Below are 19,679 nucleotides of genomic sequence, written 5' to 3' on the forward strand. Positions count from 1 at the left end.
GGGCGCGGGGGCCACCGCGGGGGGTGGGGGGGGGTTCTGCGCCGCGCCCGGGGGGCGGGGGGGGCCCCCCCCCCCCCCCCACGCCAGCAGCGCCAGGCACACCGCGCTGCCCAGCTCCTGGGTCGAGTTGATCAGTCCGGCGGCGGCGCCCTGCTCGGTGTCCGGCACGCCGCTGGACGCCGCGACGAACGTCGGCGCGTAGGACATGCTGCTGCCGAGCGCGAAGAGCGCGAGCGAGGGCAGGACGTCGACCAGCCCGCCCTCGACCGGCACCCGAGCCAGCAGCAGGGCGCCTGCCGCGAGCAGGGTGAGCCCGCCGGCCAGCAGGGTGCGCACGCCGAAGCGGCCGGTCAGCGCGGCGGCCCGCGGTGAGAGCACCAGGATGGCCACCGTCACCGGGGCGAACACCGCGCTCACCGCGAGCGCCGAGTACCCCAGCACGACCTGCAGGTAGAGCGTCGTGAAGAACAGCGCGGCGCCCAGCGCACCCGCGTTGAGGAAGAGCGTGGCGTTGGCGGTGCGGACCCCGGGCAGGCGCAGCAGCCCCAGCCGCAGCACCGGTTCCGCGCGCCCGCGCTCGACCAGCGCGAACACCGACAGCACCGCCGCCGCGCCGACCAGCAGCCCGACGACCGGTCCGACGCCGGTGCCGTCCGCCGCGGCGGCGAGCGCCCCGACGAGCAGCGCCGTCCCCCCGGCCAGCAGCGCGGAGCCCGCGACGTCGATCCGCCCGCGCCGCTCGGCGCGCGACTCGGGCAGGGTGCGGGCCAGCACCGCGACGACCAGCAGCCCGATCGGCAGGTTGATCAAGAAGATCCACCGCCAACCGAACAGCTCGGTGACCGCCCCGCCGATCAGCTGACCGGCCACCGCCCCGGCCGAGCCGACCGCGGCCCACAGCCCCAGCGCCCGGTTGCGGGCCGGCCCCTCGGCGAACCGGGCGTTGATCGAGGCCAGCGCGTTGGCCGAGACCATCGCGGCCCCGACGCCCTGCGCGGCCCGCGCGGCGAACAGGTGCCAGTCGCGCTGGGCCGCCGCGGCGGCCGCCGAGGCCAGCGTGAACACCACCATGCCGGCCAGCAGCACGGCGCGCCGTCCCAGCACGTCCCCGACCCGGCCCAGGACGATCAGCAGGCTGCCGAACGTGACCGTGTAGGCCACGCCCACCAGCGACAGCCGGGCGTCGGGGATGACCAGGTCGCGCCGGATCGACGGCAGCGCCACCGTGACGATCACGACGTCGACGATCAGCACGAACTGCGCCGCGCACAGCGCCAGGACGGCCCAGCGGGCCCGCCCGGCAACGACTCCGGCCACCACGTCCACCTCCCGTTATCCCTACAGCGTAGGATTCAGACGGGTAAACCTACGCTGTAGAGTCGGGGCATGTCGAGCGATCCCGAGCCGCGACGACCGCGGCGGGGCCGACCGCCCGCCGGTCGGCCCCGGCTGACCAGGGAGGCGATCCTGGCCACCGCGCTGGCCCTGGTCGACGCGCACGGCCTGGACGCGCTGACCATGCGCCGCCTGGCCGGCGAGCTGGGCGCCGACCCCATGTCGATCTACCACCACCTGCCCGGCAAGGACGCGATCGTGTCCGGGCTGGTGGGGGTGGTGTTCGCCGAGATGCGCCCGCCCGAGGACGCCGGGACCTGGGACGAGCGGGTCCTGGGCTGGGCGCGGGCCTACCGCGGCCTGGCCCGGGCGCACCCGAACCTGGTGCTGCAGATCGTCACCGACGCCGCCGCGGTGGGCGAAGCCGCCGTGCTCGTCGACGAGCCCCTCTACGCCGCCCTGGAGTCGGCCGGCCTGCCCCCGACGACGATCGTGCACGCGGCCGGGCTGCTGGTCGACTACGTCAACGGCTTCGTGCTCGCCGAAGCCGGGCCCACCGCCGGGCAGGCGGACGACACCATCGCCGACGCCCTCGACCGGCACGACCCCGACCGGTTCCCCGTGCAGCGCCGGGTGCACGCCGCGGCCGAGCCCGGCGGCGGCTTCGAGGCCGGCCTGGACATCGTGCTGCGCGGCATCCGCACCCTGGTGCCGGGCCGACCGGGCTGACCGGTCAGCGCAGGATCGCGCTGAGCAGCACGACGTGCACCGCCGTGCCGGCGACGATGCTGAGCACGATGTCGCGCCGCCACAGGTGCAGGCCGACGGTGGTCGCCAGGGCCAGCGCCGTGGGCAGGCCGTGCGGCGGCACGGCCAGCGGGACGTCGCGCAGGGTGTGGGCGACGAGCACGGCCATGACCCCCACCGGCATCCCGGCGCCGAGGTGGGCGACCAGCGGGCTGCGCCGCAGCGGCCCGAGCAGCGCGAACGGCAGCGCGCGCAGGCCCCACGTGATCGCCGCGCTCACGGCCACCGCCGCGAGCAGGTAGCCCGGCTCAGGCACCGGCCCGACCCCCGGCCGCGTAGCGCACCAGCAGGTAGGCGGTGAACAGGCCCATCCCGCCGATCATCGCCTGCCCGCCGAACAGCACGTGCCCCAGCAGCGCGCAGGCGACCGCGGTCACCGCGGCGGGGACGTCGCGGCGGGCGCGGAACGCGTCGATCCCCAGCACGACGAACAGCGCGGTGACCGCGAAGTCCAGGCCGACGACGGCGGCCGGCACCAGCGTGCCGCCCAGGGCGCCGAGCGTCACGCTGCCGACCCAGTAGACCTGCACGAGCGCCTGCAGGCACAGGATGCGGCCCCGGCTCCAGCACTGCGCGGCGGGCGCCGCGGTCAGGGCGTAGGCCTCGTCGGTGAGGGCGAACGTGCTGTAGGCCTTGGCGATCCTGCCGGGCACGCGGTGCAGCGGGAAGGAGAGCGCGTAGAAGACGTGGCGGGCGTTGACCACGAACGCCGCCGCCGCGACCTGCCCCAGTGGCGCGAGCGCCGTGACCAGGCCGAGCAGCACGAACTCCAGCGACCCGGCGAAGACGACCGAGGCGAAGACGGTCGCCCACCACCACGGCAGCCCGGAGCGGGCCACGAGCACCCCGAACGCGACCCCCATCGCCGCCGCGGCCACCCCCACGGCCAGCGAATCGCGGGCCGCCGCCCTGAGCTCCTGCACGGGGAAACTTTATGTCGATCGGCTCGACATGTGGTTGCCAGTTATTCCCGTACCGTCTCAGGATGCGCAATCAAAGGGTACTTGATCGGATCGATCGCGACATATTGTTCCACCTGGAACGCGACGGGCGGCTCAGCAACGTGGAGCTGGCCCGCCGGGTCGGCCTCACCCCGCCGCCGTGCCTGCGCCGGGTCAAGCGGCTCGAGGACGAGGGCGTCATCACCGGCTACCGGGCGGTGCTCGACCCGGAGGCGGTCGGGCGGGGGTTCGAGGTGGTGGTGTCGGTGGAGATCCGGATGACCGACCGCGACACCCTGCTCGACTTCGAGGCGGCGGTCGCGGCGTTCGACGAGGTCGTCGAGTTCCGCCGGTGCTTCGGCACGCCCGACTACTTCCTGCGGGTGCTCGTCGCCGACCCGGCCGCCTACGAGGCCCACCACATGAAGCTGCTGGGCCTGCCGGCCGTCTCGCGGGTGGTGTCGCACCAGACGATGAAGCGCATCAAGACGACGGACTGACCGCCGCGGTCAGTCGACGGGCAGCAGACCGCCCAGGACCCGGCGCAGCGCCGTGGGGAGCGGGTCGCCGCCGTCGCCGCCGAGCCGGATCGCGGCCAGGTGGGGGTGCTCGCCCCGGGCGACGACGTGGGCGAGGTACCGGGCGCCGCGCAGCACGTCGACCGAGGAGGCCTCGAACTGCGCGTTCGCCGCGACCACGGCGTTGAGCAGCGCGAGGGCCACCACCTTGTCGCCGTCGGGGGCGGGGTGGTCGGCGAGCACGGCGAGGACGTGCTCGGCGAGGTCGAGCCCGTTCGGGCCGGCCACCGGCCGGGTGAGCACCAGCTCGGGCAGCCAGGGGTGGCGGCGGTAGATCTCGCGGGCCTGCAGGCCGACGTCGACCAGGTCGTCGAGCCACGAGCCGGTCGGCGGGCCCAGCCGGTACTCGCCGGCGACGTGGTCGGCCATGAGGTCGAGCAGGTCCTCGCGGGTGTCGACGTAGCGGTAGAGCGACCCCGCGCCGGTGCCCAGCTCGGCGGCGACGTGGCGCATCGAGACCCCGGCCAGGCCGTCGCGGTCGGCCACCCGCACGGCCGCCTCGGTGATCTCGGCGCGGCTGCGGCTCGCGGGCCTGCCGACCCCGGCGCCTTCCGGGCGCATCCAGATCAGGTCCGACGACGTCATCCACCCCTCCCTCGGTCGCCCGGAGCCTAACCGCTGCGTAGTTTCGAGTTCGGCGTTCGCGAACGATGCAAGTCGAACGACGCGTACGCCCACCTCGTCACCGCGGTCGGCGCCACCCACGCCGGCATCGACGCCCCCATCACCCCGCCCGCGGGGCCGGGCACCCGGGCCGTCGCCGAGGCACTGCGCACCGAGGAGGACGGGACGCGGCCCCTGCGCGAGCTGGTCGACCGCGCCGCCGGCTGAGCGGCCCATCACCCCATCAGCCCGGTGCCCGGGACGCAGTCGACGTACTCGAAGCACTGCTCGTCGGCGGTCGCCACCGAGACCTCGTGGTAGAGCCGCAACCGGGCCGCCGGACCCATCGCCATCAGGTACTTCATCGCGGCGCCGAAGATCGCGACGTGCGTGGGGTGCGACTCCGCCCAGCGCTCCAGCGCGTCGAGGCTGCGCCACCAGCTCATCCCGAAGCTGCGATCGACCGGCTCGCCGTCCTCGACCACCGTCGCGTACCGGTTGGCGTAGCAGCCGATCGCCCGGCCCTCGTCGCGCAGGAAGTCCATCCCCGCCCGCAGGACCGGCTCGACGTCGCGGAGGTACATCGCGCGCTCGTCGCCCTCGGTGGCGGTCCAGTCCTGGCCGGAGCGGATCAGGCACAGCCCCGACCCCGGCCGCACCCGGACCCGGCCGCCCCCGCTCTCGACGACCGGTTCGCCGGACGGGGCCATCGGATCGGTCTGGGACAGCGGGATCCGGTCGCGCATGCCGCCCCAGTAGGCGTGCTCCTGGACCTCGCCGGACATCCCGTCGGCGAGGACCGCGACCCCCTCGGCCCGGTCGGGCGAGGAGAACAGGGTCTCGTGCTCCTCCACGGTCGGCCGGATGATCTCCGCCCAGCGGCCGTGCCCGTCGCGGACGGCGTCGCCGAGCCAGGACTCGCGGTGCGCGGCGAACCAGCGGTCGAACGCCGCGGGATCGTCCCAGTAGGCGATCGACACGACCTCGGTGGTGCCGTCGGGCCCGTCCACGCGGGCGCGGTCGTGGTGACCGGGCCCGTCCACCGCGGCGAACGCGGCGTCGAGCACCGCGAGCGGGGGCCGCTCCCCGCGGAACTGGATCCCGAGGTAGGCCATCACGACCTGGCGCACGGCCGTCGACGACCGGGCGACGAACGACGGGTACGGCGGGGCGAAGTCGTCGGGGATGCGGCGGTGGCGGGTGCGCCCGGTGCGCAGGTGCTCCGGGATCGCCGACTCGACGGTCACGAGAGCACCTCGGCCCGCTCGGGCGCGGCGGGCGCGACGTCGCCGTCGATCTCCACGCCGGGGGCGGAGAACGGGACCACCCGGTCGCCGGGGGTCTTGTTGAGCAGCAGCCGCGTGACGTCCGGGCGGGAGTAGTGCCCCGACGGGTCCGCCGCGGCCTTGGCCAGCGAGATGAGGCCGAGGTCGAGGTCGGCGTAGAGCAGGCCCTCGACGTCCTCGGGCAGCGGTTCGGTGAGCAGCTGCCCGTCGGGGGCGTAGATGCCGGCGTACCCGCCGCCGGGCTGCAGCAGCGCCCGCTTGGTGTCGTCGGTGCACAGCAGCTCGACCATCTCCGGCGAGACCGTGGCGCAGGGGGCCAGCACGAAGCACTGCCCCTCGACGGCGTAGACGCGGCTGGCCGCGGTGTTCACCTCCGGGCCCAGTGCGTAGGCGCCGCCCTTGTAGAGCGAGAAGCTCGGCCACGCGCCCACGTGGACCTGCTCGTTCTGGGCGTACATCGCGTACTTCGACAGCGGCTGCAGGTGCTCCCAGCAGCAGAGCCCGCCGAGGCGACCCAGCGGCGTGTCGTACACCGAGAGGTCCGAGCCGTCGCCCTCGCCGAAGACCGTGCGCTCGACGTGGGTCGGCTTGAGCTTGCGGCGCCGGGCGATCGTGGCGCCGTCCGGGCCGATGATCCACTGCGCGATGTAGAGGCTGCCCGCCTGGCGCTCGGAGATGCCCAGCACGACGGTGATCCCGTGCTCGCGCGCGGCGGCCGCCAGCCGGTCGGCCTGCGGCGAGCCGTAGACCAGCGAGTTGTCGTGGTAGCGGCCGAAGAACTGCATCCCCCACGCCGGGGCGTCGAGCCAGATGAACCACGGGTAGCCCGGGAGCCATGTCTCCGGGAAGCCGACCAGCGCCGCGCCGTTCGCGGCGGCCTCGGCGATCAGCGCGATCGCCTTGTCGACCCCGGCGTCCAGGTCGAGGAACTCCGGGGCGGCCTGGACCACCGCGGCGCGGAACCGTGGGTGCTCGATGCTCATGGGAGTCGAGGGTGCGGGCGCGGAGGGCCCGGCGCTGGTCCCTGAGTGTCGGGCTTGTTGACTCTGCGCGTCACCGCCACCGGTGAGGTCTTGCCCGGTCAGGCGCCCGTCCCTACCGTCTGCCCATGGGGCGGCTGCTCACCACCGACGCGGTCGACCCCGGCGACCGGTTGGCCCACTGGAACGAGGCCGTCTCCGACGCCTACGTCCAGCTGTCCTGCACCGCCCCCGCGGGCGACGTCGTGGGCGACATCCGCGTCGACACGCTCGCCACCCTGGAGCTGTCGCGGGTGACGTCGACGGCGCAGCGCGTCACCCGGACCCCGTCGCTGATCGCCCGGGCCGCCGAGGACTACTTCCTGGTGTCGATCCAGACCCGCGGGACCGGCCGGATCACCCAGGACGAGCGCACCGCGCTGCTGCACCCCGGCGACTTCGCGCTCTACGACTCCACGCGGCCCTACGAGCTCGACTTCACCGACGGCTTCCAGCAGTACGTGCTGATGCTGCCCGGCCCCACCCTGCGCTCCCAGCTGCGCGAGGCGCCCGAGCTGACCGCGCGCGGCGTCCGCGGATCCCGCGGCGCCGGCCACCTGATGATCGAGATGATCCGGACGCTGGCCGCGGACGTCGCCGTGCTGGAGCCGGCCGCGGCCGCGGCGGTGGCCCAGGGCGTCGAGCACATCGTCGTCGCGGGGCTCAGCTCGCTCACCGGCGCCGCGCCCGAGCCGTCGGCCCAGGCGCGGCGCGAACAGGTCAAGGCCTGCGCGCGGGCCCGGCTGCGCGACCCGGGGCTGACCGTCGCCGCGATCGCCGCGCAGCTCCACACCTCGGTGAGCACGCTGCACCGGGCGTTCGCCGGCGAGCCGTGCACGATCGCCGAGTGGATCTGGGCCCGCCGCCTCGAGGCCGTCCGCGCCGACCTCTGCGACCCCGCGCTGCGCCACCGCACCATCGGCGACCTGGCGTTCGGGTGGGGCTTCGTGGACGCCTCGCACTTCAGCCGGGCGTTCCGGGCCCGCTACGGCCGCACGCCCCGGGAGGTCCGGTCAGGCGCGTAGCGGACAACTCGCGGCTCACCGGCCGCGGAGCGACGCGGTGAGCCGGATCTCGGCGACCCCGGCCAGGGCCCGGGTGAGCGCGCAGCCCGCCTTCGCCGACTCGGCGTGGCGCCGGAAGGCGTCCTCGTCGAGCCCGTCGACGTCCGCACCGGCGTCGAGCTCGACGAGGGTGATGGTCGGCGTGCCGTCGACGGCCCGCAGGTGCACCCGCGCCCGGGTGCTCACCGAGCGCGGGGGGCGTCCGGCTTCGGTCAGGACGTGGGTCAGGGCCATGGCGAAGCACCCGCTGTGGGCGGCGGCGAGCAGCTCCTCGGGGTTGGTGCCGCCGGTTCCCCGCTCGGCGAAGCGCGACCGGAAGCTGTAGTCCGCCTCCCACCGCCCGGGGCCGACGCGGACACGACCGGCCCCCTCCTGCAGCGTCCCCGACCACTCGGCGCTGCCCAGACGTGGCGCCATCCCGGTCACCGCCCCCCGGTCGTGGCCACGGAGACGACGACCTTCCCGACGGCCCCGCCCGCGCGGTGGTGCGCGAAGGCCTCCGGCGCCCGGTCGAAGGGGAAGACGCGGTCCACGACCGGGCGCAGCCGGTGCGTCGCCACCGCGCGCACGAGCCCGACGAGGTGGGAGCGGCTGCCCAGCGCGACCGGGCGCAGCGTGACGCCCCCGGTGAACAGCGCGGACGGGTCGACCGGTGCGGGGGTCCCCATGAAGCCGACCACGTCGACCTGGCCGCCGAACGCCGTGGCCGCCACCGAGGCCGCCAGCGTGCCGGCGACCTCGACGACGTGGTCGGCGCCGCGTCCCCCGGTCGCCTCGCGGACCGCGGCCGGCCAGTCCGGCGCGGTGCGGTAGTTGACCACCACCGCCGCGCCGAGCCGGGTCAGCAGCTCGGCCTTCGCGTCGTCGCCGGTCGTCGCGACCACCTTCGCGCCCATCGCCGCGGCCAGCTGCACCGCCCACAGCGACACCCCTCCGGTGCCCAGGGTCAGCACCGTCTCCCCCGCCCGCACCCCGCGCCCCCCGGTCAGCGCGTTCCACGCGGTCACCCCGGCGCACGCCAGCGAGGCGGCCTCGGCATCGGTGAGGAACCCGGGCACCTCCACCAGTGCGTCGCCCGGCAGCACCCGGTACTCGGCGAGCATCCCGTCCAACGACCCGCCCAGCTGGTCGGCGACGTCCAGCGCGAACGGGCCGTCGCGCCAGCGCGGGAAGACCGCGGGAACGACCCGGCTGCCCACCGCGGGCCCGGACCCGGCACCGGGACCGACCTCGGCGACCACCCCGACGCCCTCGGCGAGCGGGATGCCGTCCGCGCGCACCGGGAGCACGTAGTCCCCGTCCAGGACCAGCTGGTCGCGGTGGTTCAGCGCCGCGGCCCGCACCGCGACCAGCACCTCGCCCGGACCCGGCGAGGGCACCTCCTCACGGGTCGAGCGCAGGCCCGCCAGGCCCGCGCCGGAACTGCTCAACCGGTAGCTCTGCATGAGCACACCCTCCGGCCGTCCGCGGCGCGGTTCCATTACCCGTCGGGTGCGGTCGGCTGCACCTCGCGGGTAATGGCCACGTCGACCACCAGCGGGCACGCTGGGGCCGTGGCCGACCCCCGCACCGCCGATCCGGCGACGGCAGTGACGACCGCAGCGACGACGAGCGGTTCCCGGCCCGGGTCCGCGGGCGAGCTGCTGCGGTTCTGGCGGCACCGGCGCCGGATGAGCCAGCTCGACCTCGCCCTCACGGCCTCGGTGTCGACCAAGCACCTGAGCTTCGTCGAGACCGGTCGGTCGCACCCGAGCCGGCAGCTGCTCGTGCACCTCGCCGACGCGCTGTCCATCCCGCTGCGCGAGCGCAACCGGCTGCTGCTCGCCGCCGGGTACGCCCCGCCGCACCGCGACCGCCCCTTCCACGACCGCGCCATGCAGCCCCTGCGGCACGCCCTCACCGCCCTGCTCACCGCGCACGAGCCGCACCCGGCGCTCATCGTGAACGCGCACTGGGAACTCGTCGCGGCCAACACCGCCGCCGACGTGCTCTTCGACGGCGTGGATCCCCGGCTGCTCGGCCCGCCGGCCAACCTGCTCCGGCTGTTCACCCACCCCGACGGCCTGCCCCGGATCTCCACCGCCACCCCGGTCTGCAGCCGGCCCCTGCTCGAGCGCCTGCGCCGCCGGGCCCACGAGGAGACCGACGACGCCCTGCTCGACCTGGTCACCGAAGCCGAACAGCACCTCGTCGCGGCCGAGAGCCGGGGCGATGGACCCGGCTGGACCGGCGACGGGGTGATGGCCACCTTCGAGCTCACCACCCGCCTGGGCCCGGTGCGGCTGTTCACCCTCATCGCCACCCTCGGCGCCCCGCTCGACGTCACCGCCGCCGACCTGGCCATCGAGACGTTCCTGCCGGCCGACCCGCAGAGCAGCGCCCGCCTGCACGCGCTGGCCGCCGAGCGCTGACCGGGCGAGCGGGTGGCGGCCCGGGCCTCATCCCCCGATGCGCTCGGCCAGTGTCGGCTGCCCCGGACCCGACAGCTCCCCGACCACACCGCGCCGCCCGGCCAACGCCATCAGCAACGACTCGGCCGGACCCTCCACGACCGGCCCCGACCCCGTGCTCCACCCCAGATCGGTGGCGGCCAGCGTCAGTCCACGGATGCGCTTCTTCGCGCGGATGGTCGGCGCGGCACGGGCGAAGTCCAGCACGCACAGCAGCCGGTCGGCGGGGATCTCGCGGGGCAGCCCGAGCGGCCGGCGGATGTCCTGGTGGTGGATCGTGCCGTCGGTCAGCGCGATCCGCCCGCCGAACCCCGCGGTGAGCCCCCGCGGGTCCAGGTGGGCGCGCGCCAGCGCCAGCAGCTCGTCCGGGGTGCGGTCGGCGTGGGCGTCGACCCCGATCTGGTTGACCCGCCCGGGGACCACCCCACCCCGCAGGAACCGGCCGACCAGCGCGGCGGTGCCGAGCTCCTCGAAGCTGAACACGTGCGCGACCACGTCCCGCACCCGCCACCGCGAGCACAGCGTCGGCGCCTCCCACTGGTCGGGGGTCAGCGTCGCGAGCAGCTCCACGAGGTCCGCGCGCTCGGCCCGGGCCAGGTCCATCGCGTCCACCGTCGTCGTCACGACCGACCCTCCCCCGCCGGGCCCGCGAGCGCCTCGGCGAACCCGGCCAGCAGCAGCGCCCACCCGCCACCGCCGTTGATCGCGTCGTTGATCGCCTGGCCACCGACCAGGCGCTCGAAGTACCGGTGCTCGACCGCCACCGTCGTCTGCTCGGCGCCGTCGGCGGTGAACCGGGCCTCGATCTCACTGGCGTGCTCGGGGTCGGGGTCGAACCGCCACGACCCGCTGATCTGCCAGGTGAAGACCACCCGGTGCGGCGGCTCCCAGACCAGCACCCGACCCCAGTCGCACTCGCTGCCGTCCACCCCGCGCTCGTACCAGCGCCCACCCACGCCCGGCTCCAGGACCACTTCGGCGACCTCCGCCTGCCCGATGTGGTACGCGTGCGGCCACCAGGTGTCGATCGAGCCGGTGAACACGTCGAACGCCTTCTCGACGGGTACGCCGATGGTCACCGTGCCGGTGATCGGCGGGATCGGGGCCGTGGTGCTCATGGGGTCTCCTGTTCGGGATCGGGCCGCTCGGCCGCCGCTTCGGCGGCCTTGTGGAAACCGGCGAGCGCATCGCCCCACACGCCGTCGAGCCACGCCCGCAGCGCGGTCACGCCCTCCGGGTCGAGCTGGTAGATCCGCCGCGTGCCCTCCGCCCGGCTCACCACCAGGCCGCCGTCGCGGAGCACCCGCAGGTGCTGCGACACCGCGGGACGGCTGATCGGGAGCTGGTCGGCGAGCTGCTGCACCGAGCACGGCCGCCGGGCGAGCAGCTCGAAGATCGCCCGCCGGGTCGGGTCGCCCAGCAACCCCAACCCCCCGTCTCGGTAAGCGACCACGAACGGTAAGCGTAGCCGCACCGAGTTCCCGCAGCAAGGACCTCCGGGGAGCTCAGCCGAGCTTCTCGGCCAGCCCGACCACGATCCCCTCGGGACCGCGGACGTAGCAGAGCCGGTAGAGGTCCTCGTACTGCGCCACCTCGCCGACGAGCTCGGCCCCGTGCGCGCGCAGGCGGGCGACGACGTCCTCGACGTCGTCGACGGCGAACATGATCCGCCGGATGCCCAGGGTGTTGGCCGGCGCGTCCACCGGCTCCGACCTGATCGCCGCAGGCGCGTGGAACCTCGCCAGCTCGACCCGGCCGTGGCCGTCCGGGGTGCGCAGCATCGCGACGTCCTGCCGGACGCCGTCGATACCGATGACCCGCTCCACCCACCGGCCCTCGGCCGACCCCTTGCCCTCCAGCTCCATGCCGATCTCGACGAAGAACGCGATGACCGCGTCGAGGTCCTCGACGACGATGAGGGTGTTGTCCATCCGCTGGATCGCCATACCGGGTCTCCTCCGTGTCGTACTGGTCGTGTCGACCCGGGGACGGAGCCGCCCGGACGTTCTCGACATCCGCCGCGCTGGTGCGGCTCACGGCTCCAGATCCATGATCGACGTCTGATCGGCACCCCACCTACCCGGTGGTGCGGTCAGCGAGCCGCCGGCGGGGTGAAGCGCGACGGCTCGGCCACCGTCCAGGCCGTGGGCAGCACGCCGTGCGCCCGGACGACCTCGGCGAGCCGGAACTCGACGACCCGCTGCGCGCCGGGGAACTCGGCGGCCGCCGCCTCCGGATCCCACTCGACGGTCGCGGTGCCGGTGAGGTGCAGCGCGGTGCCGGTGCCCCAGTCCGGGACGAGGAGCCCGGCGGCGGCGACCTGGCCCAGGTTGCCCAGGGTCATCAGCATCGCGTTGCCGGAGTAGTCGGGCCAGCGCAGCCGGCTCGGGCCGAGCACGCGGAGGAAGCCGGGCGCTCCGCCGCGGTGCGAGGCGTCGGCGTCGCCGTCCGCGGAGCGGGTGGCGACGAAGAACGTGTCCGCGTCGGCGACCAGCCGCCGGTCCTCGACCGACAGCTCGGTCGCGACCTCGACCCCGGGGTCGGTGGCGCCCGGTCCCGCGGCGGGCCGAGGCAGCGGTGCCCGTCGCGCGATGTACTTCGGGCAGTTGCCGTAGACCTGGTCGACGGCGATCCGCAGTCCGGACCCGGTCGGCTCGGCGCGGCCGTTGAGCCGCATCCGCCGCCGGGTCGCCGGCTCGATCGCGAGCGTGCCCACCCGCGCCGGGCGGGCCAGCGCGACGGCCAGCGGATCACCCGGCGCGGGGCGGGCCGCGACCTCGACGGTGCGGTCGTCGAGGGCCCGGACGAAGCCCGGCGGGCCGGTCAGCAGCGTCGCCCACATCCGACCCGGGGCGTCCGCGGCCCCGACGACCAGCATGGGCCGCGCGGCCAGGAACGCCGCCGCCCGGTCGGGGATCTCCCCGCGGATCGCGCGGCGGCTCGCCTGCGCCGGCCCCGCCAGCCCGGCCGACGCCTGGGCCGCGAGCTCCCCCGCGTGGTACTGCCCGGCCGTGCTCATGGTCGCCTCCCGTTGCTCGGTGGTGGTGGCCGGTCCGTCAGAAGAACCCGCAGGTGGGCGCGCCGGCGGTGGGGGCGGGCGCCGCCTCGGCCCCGCTGGGGGCGTACACCTCCAGCCGGGTGCCGTCGGGGTCGGTGAAGAAGACCCCGCCCGACCCGACGCCCTCGCCGTGCGCGACCACGCCGTCATGCACCAGCTCGGCACCGAACTCCGCCGCCGCGCCGCGCAGCACCTCCTGCACCGCCTCGACCTCGGCCATGGTCTCCACCTGGAACGCGAGGTGGTGCAGCCCCGGCCGGTCGGACGCGAAGCGGTCCCGCGCCTGCTGCCACAGCGTCACGACCGGCCGCCCGTCGCGGCCGAGGAAGGCCCACCTCCGCCCCGGTTCGGCGTCCGCGGCGCTGTGCGCCACGACCCGCAGGCCCAGGACCCGCTCGTAGAACCGCACCGACCGGTCCAGGTCGGTGACGTTGACCCCCACGTGGCCGACCCGCGTCACGGTCGGTGCTGCCGTCGTCGTCATCCCGCTTCCTCCTGCCACCCAGCCCATTGATTCTAACCAGTGAAAAGATTTAGCCAGTTAGCGCACCACCTGTCAAGAGGGCCGAGCCGGTTAGACTCGGTCCGTGGACCGGAACGGCGACGACACGCGCGACCCACGCCCCCTGCGCGGCGAACCGCTGGGGCTGGACCTGCTGAACACCGTGTGGGTCGACTCCGGCGGCCGGCACGACCTGCTCGCGGAGCGGTCCGGGCTGTCGCTGTGGCTGGCCGAGCACGGGTTCGACGACCGGGTGCCGGCCACGCCCGCGGTGCGCGAGGCCCTGCTCGCCGCCCGCGACGCGATCGCCGCGCACGTCGCCGACCCCGACTCCCCCCGAGCCGCCGCCGCGCTCAACGCGGTGCTCGCCGGCGGAGCGCTGCGGCGCTCGCTCCGCCCGGACGGCCCGGCGACCACGATCGCCGTCGACGACCCCGCCACCCTCCCGGGGTGGGCCGCCGCGGAGGACTACCTGCGACTGCTGTCCCGCGACGCAGCGCGGGTGCGCCACTGCGCAGGCCCGGGCTGCGTCCTGCACTTCTACGACACCAGCAAGCGCGGCGACCGCCGCTGGTGCTCGATGGCCGGCTGCGGCAACCGGGCCAAGGCCGCCCGCCACTACGCCCGGACCAAGAAGGGCGAGGCGACGGGCTGAGCGGGAGCGTCGAGCACCGGCGGGACGACCCGTTCCATTCCATCGCTACGACTGACTAACATCGCCGCATGGCGATGGATTGCTGCCCGGCCGACACCGCTCCCGCCGTCGCGCTCTTCCGATCGCTCGGGGACGCGACCCGGCTGGCGATCGTCTCGCGGCTGGCCCGCGGCGAGGCCCGGGTCGTCGACCTGACGCGGCTGCTGGGCCTGGCCCAGTCCACCGTGTCCAAGCACCTGGCCTGCCTGCGGGACTGCCGGCTGGTGGACTACCGCAGCGAGGGTCGCCAGTCCTACTACTTCCTGGCCCGCCCGGAGCTGATCGACCTGCTGCGCAGCGCGGAGCTGCTGCTGGTCGAGACCGGCGACGCGGTCGCCCTGTGCCCGGTGTACGGGGGCCCCGACCAGGCCACCACCGCGCCCGTCGCCGGGGAGCCCGCCGAGGTGGCGGCACCGTGACCGCCGTGGCCGGGGATCGGCAGGCGGTGCTGCGGCGGCGGGTGCGGCTGCTGGTCGCGGCCACCATCACCTACAACGTCATCGAGGCCGTCGTCGCGCTGGTCGCCGGCACCATCGCCGGCTCGATCGCACTGATCGGGTTCGGCCTGGACTCCGTCATCGAGGTGAGCTCCGCGGCCGCGGTCGCCTGGCAGTTCGCCGCCCGCACCCCCGACCGCATCGCCCACCGCGAGCGCACCGCGCTGCGGATCATCGCCTGGTCGTTCTTCGCCCTCGCCGCCTACGTCACCGTCGAGTCCGCGCGCACCCTGCTCGCCCTCGGCCTCGGCCTGGACCTCGGGCTCGGCCCCGACGGCGGGCCGGACCACTCCCCGGTCGGGATCGTGCTGGTCGCGGTCAGCGTGGCCGTGATGCCGGTGCTCTCGCTGGTCCAGCGACGCACCGGGCGCGAGCTCGGCTCGGCCAGCGCGGTCGCCGACTCCCGGCAGACCCTGCTGTGCACCTACCTCTCGATCGCCGTGCTCGTCGGCCTGGTCCTCAACGCCGCCGTCGGCTGGTGGTGGGCCGATCCCGTCGCCGGTCTGGTCCTGGCCGCGCTCGCCGTCCGCGAAGGCAGCAACGCGCTGCGCGGCGACACCTGCTGCGCCCCCGTCCACCTCACCGCTCCCGCGCCCGGCCACGGTGGCGACCGCCGAGCGGACGACCGGCGCCTGGCGCTCACCGACGACGACCCGACCAAGGTCGAGGGAGCGGACGGACGCTGCGGGTGCGCGAGCGGCTGCACGGCGCCGTGCTGCGCACCGGCGGGAGAGCGGAGCCGCACGACGCCACCGGATCGACGCCAGCGGCGTCGGGGGTTCCCGACAGATCCCCCGTTCCCCCCACCGCGCCCTTCTCCTCGGGACCGGTGACTGCAAGTGTGCGGGTATGGCGCACGGTTACAACCCGCAGGACGTCTGGCAGCCGAACGGGCGGGCCTTCTCCCAGGGCGTGATCCAGGGGCCCGGCCACGTCGTGCACCTGACGGGGCAGGTCGGGTGGGACGCGAACGGCCGGGTCGTCGGCGTCGGCGACGCGGAAGCGCAGATGGAGCAGGCCGTCGACAACGTCCGCCGGATCCTCGACGAGGTCGGCGGGGTGCTGGACGACATCGTGTCGATGACCATCTACTTCCTGGACCGGACCGACCTGCCGGCCATCCAGCGCGTCCGCTCGCGGTACTTCACCGAGGGCACCGCGCCCGCGAGCATCCTCGTCCAGGCCGCCGGACTGGTCGTCCCGGAGCTCCTCGTCGAGCTGGTCCCGATCGCCGTGGTGCCCCCCGAGCGGTTCCGGCGCCCCTGACTTCCACGGGGCCGGTACCTGTCGGTGCGCCGCCTCACCCGGGTTCGGTTGCGGGCACCGCCACGGCGAGGACGTGGCTGGAGAACGGGGTCGCGGCGTCCGGGAACCGGAACCGCTCGACCCGGTCGAGCGTGAACCCGGCCCGTCGGACCACCGCGGTGGTGTCGCGCCCGACGTGGCAGCCGCCGGCGATCCGCGGCCACACCGTCGCGTCCATCCAGCGCTGCACGCGGACCAGGCGCGGGTGCCCGTCGGCGCGGACGTGCTCCAACACCCGCAGCTCGCCGCCCGGGCGCAGCACCCGACGGGCCTCGGTGAGCGCGGCGACCGGGTCCGCCACCGAGCACAGCACCAGGCAGAACACCACAGCGTCCGTGCTCGCGTCGGGCAGCGGCAGCCGTTCGGCCGTCCCGTCGACGACCTCGACCCGCGCCGGCGCTGCCGCCGCGGCCCGTCGGGCGATCTCGCGCAGCCGCGGCTCCGGCTCGACCGCCAGGACCTCCGCGACGGTCGCCGGGTAGTGCGGGAAGGTCCCGCCGGGCCCCGCACCCACTTCCACGACCTGCCCGCGCAGCCCGGCCAGCAACCGCTGCCGGTGCTCGACCAGGCCACCCCGGTCCATGGCCCGCGCCAGCCGCGGGTACAGCCGGGCGAACAGCTCGTGCCGCACCCCGGGTCCGCTGCTCACCACGTCACCGGCAGCTCGACCAGGCCACCGGTCAGCGCACCGGTGTGGATCCGCAGCTCGTCGAGCCCGACCGCCAGGCGCATCGTCGGGAATCGGGCGGCCAGCCCGCCGAGCACCACCTGCAGCTCGATGCGGGCCAGTGGCGCGCCCAGGCAGTAGCGCTCGCCGTGGCCGAACGCCACGTGCGCCGCCGCCCGGCGGGTGGCGTCGAACCGATCCGGGTCGGCGAACACCTCCGCGTCGTGGTTGGCCGCACCGATGTCGAGCAGCACCAGCTCCCCCGCCCGAACGGTCGTGCCGGCGATGTCGAGGTCGGTGCGGGCGTAGCGGGGGACGCCGTTGCCCCCGACGCTCTGGGTGCGCAGCACCTCCTCCACCACCGGCGCCACCCGCTGCGGGTCCTCGTGCAGCGCCCGCCACTGCGCGGGATCGCTCAACAACGCGGTCGCCCCGAGGCCGATCGCGACGACGGTGGTCTCGTGGCCGGCGAACAGCAGCGCCATCCCCAGCCCCGCCGCCTCCGCGTCCTCGACCCCCTCGGTCGCCACGAGCCGGGAGAGCACGTCGTCGGCCGGGTCGCGGCGCTTGCGCGCCACCAGCTCCAGGCCGTACCCGAACAGCTCGGCCAGGCCCCGCTCGGAGCGCCCGCGGTCGCGCACGTCGGCCGCGGCCTGCGTCCACGCCCGGAACCGCGTCCGGTCCCCGAACGGCACCCCGAGCAACTCGCAGATCACCGCGATCGGCAGCGGCAGCGCGAGCGCCGCGACCAGATCGGCCGATGGCCCCTGCTCGGCCAGCTCGTCCAGCAGCCGTTCGGTCAGCTCCTCCACCCGGGCGCGCAGGTCGCGCATCCGCCGCGGGGAGAAGTGCGGCCGCAGCAGCGAGCGCATGCGGGCGTGGTCGGCCCGCTCCGTGGCGAAGTCCCCCAGCGGGCCGCCGAACAGCGCCGATTCCCCCGCCCGGGCCGCGGAGCCCGGGTCCGGGTGGGAGCGGCCCAGCCGCTCGTCGTCGAGCAGGCGGCGGACCTCGGCGTAGCCCGTCACGAGCCACGCGTCGTCCCCGACGGCCGTGCGCACCCGGTGGATCGGACGCTGCGACTGCAGTCGCCGGAGCAGGGGCGCCACCTGCAACGGACCCGGTTGCTCGAACGGCAACTGGACTGTGGTCGTCATACCGACCCCTATTCGACTCGCGTTACTATACATCGGAGTCTACAAGCTAGAGGTAGGCTCCCGGGTCGACAAGAGGGGGGCGATGAACGCTCAGACCACCGGTGGCGACCCGTCGGACGTGCCACCACGGGTCCGCCGGCTGCGCCGCGCGGAGCGCCGCGAGCAGATCCTCGGGTCCGCCACCCGCGCATTCGCCCGCGGCGGGTTCACCGCGACCGGCCTCGACGACGTCGCCCGCGAGGCCGGCGTGACCCGCGACCTGCTCTACCGGCACTTCGACTCCAAGGCCGACCTGTACCGCGCCGTGCTGGAACGGGCATGCCGGCGCGTGGACGCCCGGGTCGGCGCCGACGACTTCGACGACGACGCCATCCCCGCCCTCGTCGCCGCGGCCGCGGCCGACCCCGACGGCTTCCGCCTGGTGTTCCGGCACGCCTCCCGGGAACCGGAGTTCCGCGACCTCACCGACGGGCTCGCCGCGCTCTCGGTCGACATCGCCCGCCGCAACCTCGCCCGCCACCTCCCCGACGGGCCGTGGCTCGACTGGGCCGCACGACTGATCCCCACCCTCGCCACCGAGTCGGTCATCACCTGGCTCGACGCCGGCCGGCCCGACCCCGAGCACGCCCCGGCGCGCATCAGCCAGGCCATCCACGGAGTCATCGCGGCCGCGGCGAGCCCCGCACCGCTCCGCACGAGCGACTCCGACGACCTCCCCGCGTGAGCGCGGCCGCGGGACCCGACCTCGGCGCCACCCCTGCCGATCAGCTCGTCAGCAGGCGGCGGAACCAGTCGGTGGCGATGTCGTCGACCGCCTTCGCCGCGGGCAGCTGCGGAGCGGGCTGCAGGCCGGGTTCATCGGCCAGGGGATGTGCCAGGTTCGGCACGTCGACCAGTTGGACCTGGTCGGAGCGTCGACGGAGCACCTCGACGAGTGCGGCGGCGTCGGCGCGCAGGGCCGGGTGGTCGCGCTCCCCGCTGACGAGCAGCAGCGGCGGCACCTCCGCGAGGTCCGCGGCCCGGGCGACGAAGTCCAGGTCGTCGGCGATGCGGTGGGACTCCGCGGTCCACCGGTACGGGTGCCCGGCCAAGCCCTCGACGAGCGGGACGACCGAACGTATCCGCACCGCCGGGTTAACCAGCGCGACCGCCCTGATCGGGATCTCGGAGGCGGCCAGCACCTGGAGCGCCACCGCACCGCCGAGCGAGGCGCCCAGGAGGCTGACCGGCTGGTGATCGACCGGCAACTGGTCGCGCAGAGCGGCCAGCGCCGCCGGGAACTCGGTCGCGGCCTGGTGGGTGAACGCCGCCAGGAAAGCCGTCACCGCGTCTTCACGGGCGAGCTCGAACGCGGCGTCCGGGCGACCGTCGACCATGCGGGCGCCACACATCGGCATGCCCAGGTGCACCCGCCAGGCGGGGACGCCGGCCATCGGCAACGCGGCCGCGAACGCCGCGTCCGTCCGCGGCGCGTCCAGCATGTGCCAGGTGACGATCAATGGCGTGGGTCCGCTGGTCGCGGTGGGCGGAAGCGCCGTGAACGGCACTCCGGCCGCGGTGCCGGTGATCGTCTTCGGGTGTGGCGCGGACATGCTCGGAACCGTAGGCGGCTCCCGAGGAGCTGCGGTCGGCTTCCCCTGACGGCGAAACGTTCGCCGACAGCCGAACCGCATCGCGGCTGCCCGGATTCGATCGGGCCGTGCCCTGGAGCCGGGGATG

At 75.1% G+C, this 19,679-nt stretch carries 25 protein-coding genes and 1 pseudogene; 9 read left to right on the forward strand and 17 right to left on the reverse strand.

Annotated elements, in window-relative coordinates; all coding sequences use genetic code 11:
- On the reverse strand, positions 1 to 1,317 hold a 1,317-nt coding region (locus KDL28_RS23340; RefSeq protein ID WP_252441619.1), incomplete at its 3' end, for an MFS transporter.
- 69 nt (positions 1,318 to 1,386) lie between these two features.
- On the opposite strand from KDL28_RS23340, the gene KDL28_RS23345 reads away from it, so the two are divergent.
- Positions 1,387 to 2,064, forward strand: a complete 678-nt coding sequence (locus KDL28_RS23345) for a TetR/AcrR family transcriptional regulator (RefSeq protein ID WP_252441620.1) — start codon at positions 1,387 to 1,389, stop codon at positions 2,062 to 2,064.
- A gap of 4 nt (positions 2,065 to 2,068) precedes the next feature.
- Here the strand turns inward: KDL28_RS23345 and KDL28_RS23350 are convergent, their stop codons facing one another.
- Positions 2,069 to 2,398, reverse strand: coding sequence for a branched-chain amino acid transporter permease (locus KDL28_RS23350; protein ID WP_252441621.1), 330 nt, complete (start codon positions 2,396 to 2,398; stop codon positions 2,069 to 2,071).
- Positions 2,391 to 3,065, reverse strand: a complete 675-nt coding sequence (locus KDL28_RS23355; protein WP_252441622.1) for an AzlC family ABC transporter permease — start codon at positions 3,063 to 3,065, stop codon at positions 2,391 to 2,393. The genes KDL28_RS23350 and KDL28_RS23355 overlap by 8 nt, the downstream gene beginning before the upstream one ends.
- 62 nt (positions 3,066 to 3,127) lie before the next feature.
- On the opposite strand from KDL28_RS23355, the gene KDL28_RS23360 reads away from it, so the two are divergent.
- Entirely contained in the window at positions 3,128 to 3,583 is a 456-nt protein-coding gene (locus KDL28_RS23360; RefSeq protein ID WP_252441623.1) for an Lrp/AsnC family transcriptional regulator, read from the forward strand.
- Between the two features lie 9 nt (positions 3,584 to 3,592).
- Here the strand turns inward: KDL28_RS23360 and KDL28_RS23365 are convergent, their stop codons facing one another.
- From KDL28_RS23365 to KDL28_RS23375, 3 genes are all read right to left on the reverse strand, one after another.
- A complete protein-coding gene (locus KDL28_RS23365; protein ID WP_252441624.1) occupies positions 3,593 to 4,246 on the reverse strand; it encodes a TetR/AcrR family transcriptional regulator in 654 nt (217 codons plus the stop codon).
- A 254-nt stretch (positions 4,247 to 4,500) separates the two neighbouring features.
- Entirely contained in the window at positions 4,501 to 5,511 is a 1,011-nt protein-coding gene (locus KDL28_RS23370) for a phenylacetaldoxime dehydratase family protein (protein ID WP_252441625.1), read from the reverse strand.
- Entirely contained in the window at positions 5,508 to 6,533 is a 1,026-nt protein-coding gene (locus KDL28_RS23375) for a carbon-nitrogen hydrolase family protein (RefSeq protein ID WP_252441626.1), read from the reverse strand. The genes KDL28_RS23370 and KDL28_RS23375 overlap by 4 nt, the downstream gene beginning before the upstream one ends.
- A 125-nt stretch (positions 6,534 to 6,658) precedes the next feature.
- Here KDL28_RS23375 and KDL28_RS23380 point away from each other — a divergent pair, with 125 nt between their 5' ends.
- Positions 6,659 to 7,594 carry an AraC-like ligand-binding domain-containing protein gene (locus tag KDL28_RS23380; protein WP_252441627.1) on the forward strand — a complete coding sequence of 312 codons (936 nt, stop codon included), beginning with the start codon at positions 6,659 to 6,661 and terminating at the stop codon, positions 7,592 to 7,594.
- A gap of 15 nt (positions 7,595 to 7,609) precedes the next feature.
- Here KDL28_RS23380 and KDL28_RS23385 read toward each other — a convergent pair whose 3' ends face one another.
- Together KDL28_RS23385 and KDL28_RS23390 are read right to left on the reverse strand one after the other, a co-directional pair.
- Positions 7,610 to 8,050 (reverse strand): OsmC family peroxiredoxin, encoded by a 441-nt coding sequence (locus KDL28_RS23385; protein ID WP_252441628.1) that lies wholly within the window; start codon positions 8,048 to 8,050, stop codon positions 7,610 to 7,612.
- Between the two features lie 5 nt (positions 8,051 to 8,055).
- Positions 8,056 to 9,078: a zinc-dependent alcohol dehydrogenase family protein gene (locus tag KDL28_RS23390; protein ID WP_252441629.1), complete on the reverse strand. Its 1,023-nt coding sequence runs from the start codon at positions 9,076 to 9,078 to the stop codon at positions 8,056 to 8,058.
- A 108-nt stretch (positions 9,079 to 9,186) separates the two neighbouring features.
- Between KDL28_RS23390 and KDL28_RS23395 the strand changes: the two genes are divergently transcribed.
- Positions 9,187 to 10,044 carry a helix-turn-helix domain-containing protein gene (locus KDL28_RS23395; RefSeq protein WP_252441630.1) on the forward strand — a complete coding sequence of 286 codons (858 nt, stop codon included), beginning with the start codon at positions 9,187 to 9,189 and terminating at the stop codon, positions 10,042 to 10,044.
- A gap of 27 nt (positions 10,045 to 10,071) precedes the next feature.
- On the opposite strand, the gene KDL28_RS23400 is transcribed toward KDL28_RS23395, so the two are convergent.
- The 6 genes from KDL28_RS23400 to KDL28_RS23425 all read right to left on the reverse strand — a co-directional run bounded on the left by KDL28_RS23400 (position 10,072) and on the right by KDL28_RS23425 (position 13,625).
- Positions 10,072 to 10,707: a maleylpyruvate isomerase family mycothiol-dependent enzyme gene (locus tag KDL28_RS23400; RefSeq protein WP_308216048.1), complete on the reverse strand. Its 636-nt coding sequence runs from the start codon at positions 10,705 to 10,707 to the stop codon at positions 10,072 to 10,074.
- Positions 10,704 to 11,201, reverse strand: coding sequence for an SRPBCC family protein (locus KDL28_RS23405; protein WP_252441631.1), 498 nt, complete (start codon positions 11,199 to 11,201; stop codon positions 10,704 to 10,706). The genes KDL28_RS23400 and KDL28_RS23405 overlap by 4 nt, the downstream gene beginning before the upstream one ends.
- On the reverse strand, positions 11,198 to 11,536 hold the full coding sequence (locus KDL28_RS23410) for an ArsR/SmtB family transcription factor (RefSeq protein WP_252441632.1): 339 nt from the start codon (positions 11,534 to 11,536) through the stop codon (positions 11,198 to 11,200). The genes KDL28_RS23405 and KDL28_RS23410 overlap by 4 nt, the downstream gene beginning before the upstream one ends.
- A gap of 52 nt (positions 11,537 to 11,588) precedes the next feature.
- Positions 11,589 to 12,029, reverse strand: a complete 441-nt coding sequence (locus KDL28_RS23415; protein ID WP_252441633.1) for a VOC family protein — start codon at positions 12,027 to 12,029, stop codon at positions 11,589 to 11,591.
- A gap of 146 nt (positions 12,030 to 12,175) precedes the next feature.
- Entirely contained in the window at positions 12,176 to 13,102 is a 927-nt protein-coding gene (locus KDL28_RS23420; protein ID WP_252441634.1) for a pyridoxamine 5'-phosphate oxidase family protein, read from the reverse strand.
- Positions 13,103 to 13,139: 37 nt separating this feature from the next.
- On the reverse strand, positions 13,140 to 13,625 hold the full coding sequence (locus KDL28_RS23425) for a VOC family protein (RefSeq protein ID WP_252441635.1): 486 nt from the start codon (positions 13,623 to 13,625) through the stop codon (positions 13,140 to 13,142).
- 103 nt (positions 13,626 to 13,728) lie between these two features.
- Here KDL28_RS23425 and KDL28_RS23430 point away from each other — a divergent pair, with 103 nt between their 5' ends.
- The 4 genes and pseudogenes from KDL28_RS23430 (at position 13,729) to KDL28_RS23445 (ending at position 16,100) form a co-directional block, all read left to right on the forward strand.
- Entirely contained in the window at positions 13,729 to 14,298 is a 570-nt protein-coding gene (locus KDL28_RS23430) for a CGNR zinc finger domain-containing protein (RefSeq protein WP_252441636.1), read from the forward strand.
- A 68-nt stretch (positions 14,299 to 14,366) separates the two neighbouring features.
- Positions 14,367 to 14,756: an ArsR/SmtB family transcription factor gene (locus KDL28_RS23435; protein WP_252441637.1), complete on the forward strand. Its 390-nt coding sequence runs from the start codon at positions 14,367 to 14,369 to the stop codon at positions 14,754 to 14,756.
- Positions 14,753 to 15,400: pseudogene (locus KDL28_RS23440) on the forward strand (cation efflux transmembrane domain-containing protein); the annotation flags it as partial. The gene KDL28_RS23435 and the pseudogene KDL28_RS23440, both read left to right, overlap by 4 nt.
- 283 nt (positions 15,401 to 15,683) lie before the next feature.
- Positions 15,684 to 16,100: a RidA family protein gene (locus KDL28_RS23445; RefSeq protein ID WP_252441638.1), complete on the forward strand. Its 417-nt coding sequence runs from the start codon at positions 15,684 to 15,686 to the stop codon at positions 16,098 to 16,100.
- 34 nt (positions 16,101 to 16,134) lie between these two features.
- On the opposite strand, the gene KDL28_RS23450 is transcribed toward KDL28_RS23445, so the two are convergent.
- Both KDL28_RS23450 and KDL28_RS23455 read right to left on the reverse strand, forming a co-directional pair.
- Complete coding sequence (locus tag KDL28_RS23450) at positions 16,135 to 16,788, reverse strand: class I SAM-dependent methyltransferase (protein ID WP_252441639.1); 654 nt, start codon at positions 16,786 to 16,788, stop codon at positions 16,135 to 16,137.
- Positions 16,785 to 17,864, reverse strand: a complete 1,080-nt coding sequence (locus tag KDL28_RS23455) for a cytochrome P450 (RefSeq protein WP_308216049.1) — start codon at positions 17,862 to 17,864, stop codon at positions 16,785 to 16,787. The genes KDL28_RS23450 and KDL28_RS23455 overlap by 4 nt, the downstream gene beginning before the upstream one ends.
- 178 nt (positions 17,865 to 18,042) lie before the next feature.
- Between KDL28_RS23455 and KDL28_RS23460 the strand changes: the two genes are divergently transcribed.
- Entirely contained in the window at positions 18,043 to 18,684 is a 642-nt protein-coding gene (locus KDL28_RS23460; RefSeq protein ID WP_252441641.1) for a TetR/AcrR family transcriptional regulator, read from the forward strand.
- A gap of 40 nt (positions 18,685 to 18,724) precedes the next feature.
- Here KDL28_RS23460 and KDL28_RS23465 read toward each other — a convergent pair whose 3' ends face one another.
- The gene (locus KDL28_RS23465; protein ID WP_252441642.1) at positions 18,725 to 19,552 is read right to left on the reverse strand and encodes an alpha/beta hydrolase family protein; all 828 of its coding nucleotides are present in this window, start codon (positions 19,550 to 19,552) and stop codon (positions 18,725 to 18,727) included.
- Positions 19,553 to 19,679 lie beyond the last annotated feature (127 nt).

The sequence above is a fragment of the Pseudonocardia humida genome (assembly GCF_023898865.1).
Classification (GTDB): Bacteria; Actinomycetota; Actinomycetes; order Mycobacteriales; family Pseudonocardiaceae; genus Pseudonocardia; species Pseudonocardia humida.

What these genes read in the sequence shown, in the direction of transcription:
- KDL28_RS23345 (WP_252441620.1), top strand. Translation starts at nt 1,387, where the DNA reads ATGTCGAGCGATCCCGAGCCGCGACGACCGCGGCGGGGCCGACCGCCC.
- KDL28_RS23360 (WP_252441623.1), top strand. Translation starts at nt 3,128, where the DNA reads ATGCGCAATCAAAGGGTACTTGATCGGATCGATCGCGACATATTGTTC.
- KDL28_RS23365 (WP_252441624.1), bottom strand. Translation starts at nt 4,246, where the DNA reads ATGACGTCGTCGGACCTGATCTGGATGCGCCCGGAAGGCGCCGGGGTC.
- KDL28_RS23375 (WP_252441626.1), bottom strand. Translation starts at nt 6,533, where the DNA reads ATGAGCATCGAGCACCCACGGTTCCGCGCCGCGGTGGTCCAGGCCGCC.
- KDL28_RS23380 (WP_252441627.1), top strand. Translation starts at nt 6,659, where the DNA reads ATGGGGCGGCTGCTCACCACCGACGCGGTCGACCCCGGCGACCGGTTG.
- KDL28_RS23385 (WP_252441628.1), bottom strand. Translation starts at nt 8,050, where the DNA reads ATGGCGCCACGTCTGGGCAGCGCCGAGTGGTCGGGGACGCTGCAGGAG.
- KDL28_RS23390 (WP_252441629.1), bottom strand. Translation starts at nt 9,078, where the DNA reads ATGCAGAGCTACCGGTTGAGCAGTTCCGGCGCGGGCCTGGCGGGCCTG.
- KDL28_RS23405 (WP_252441631.1), bottom strand. Translation starts at nt 11,201, where the DNA reads ATGAGCACCACGGCCCCGATCCCGCCGATCACCGGCACGGTGACCATC.
- KDL28_RS23415 (WP_252441633.1), bottom strand. Translation starts at nt 12,029, where the DNA reads ATGGCGATCCAGCGGATGGACAACACCCTCATCGTCGTCGAGGACCTC.
- KDL28_RS23420 (WP_252441634.1), bottom strand. Translation starts at nt 13,102, where the DNA reads ATGAGCACGGCCGGGCAGTACCACGCGGGGGAGCTCGCGGCCCAGGCG.
- KDL28_RS23425 (WP_252441635.1), bottom strand. Translation starts at nt 13,625, where the DNA reads ATGACGACGACGGCAGCACCGACCGTGACGCGGGTCGGCCACGTGGGG.
- KDL28_RS23435 (WP_252441637.1), top strand. Translation starts at nt 14,367, where the DNA reads ATGGCGATGGATTGCTGCCCGGCCGACACCGCTCCCGCCGTCGCGCTC.
- KDL28_RS23445 (WP_252441638.1), top strand. Translation starts at nt 15,684, where the DNA reads ATGGCGCACGGTTACAACCCGCAGGACGTCTGGCAGCCGAACGGGCGG.
- KDL28_RS23460 (WP_252441641.1), top strand. Translation starts at nt 18,043, where the DNA reads ATGAACGCTCAGACCACCGGTGGCGACCCGTCGGACGTGCCACCACGG.
- KDL28_RS23465 (WP_252441642.1), bottom strand. Translation starts at nt 19,552, where the DNA reads ATGTCCGCGCCACACCCGAAGACGATCACCGGCACCGCGGCCGGAGTG.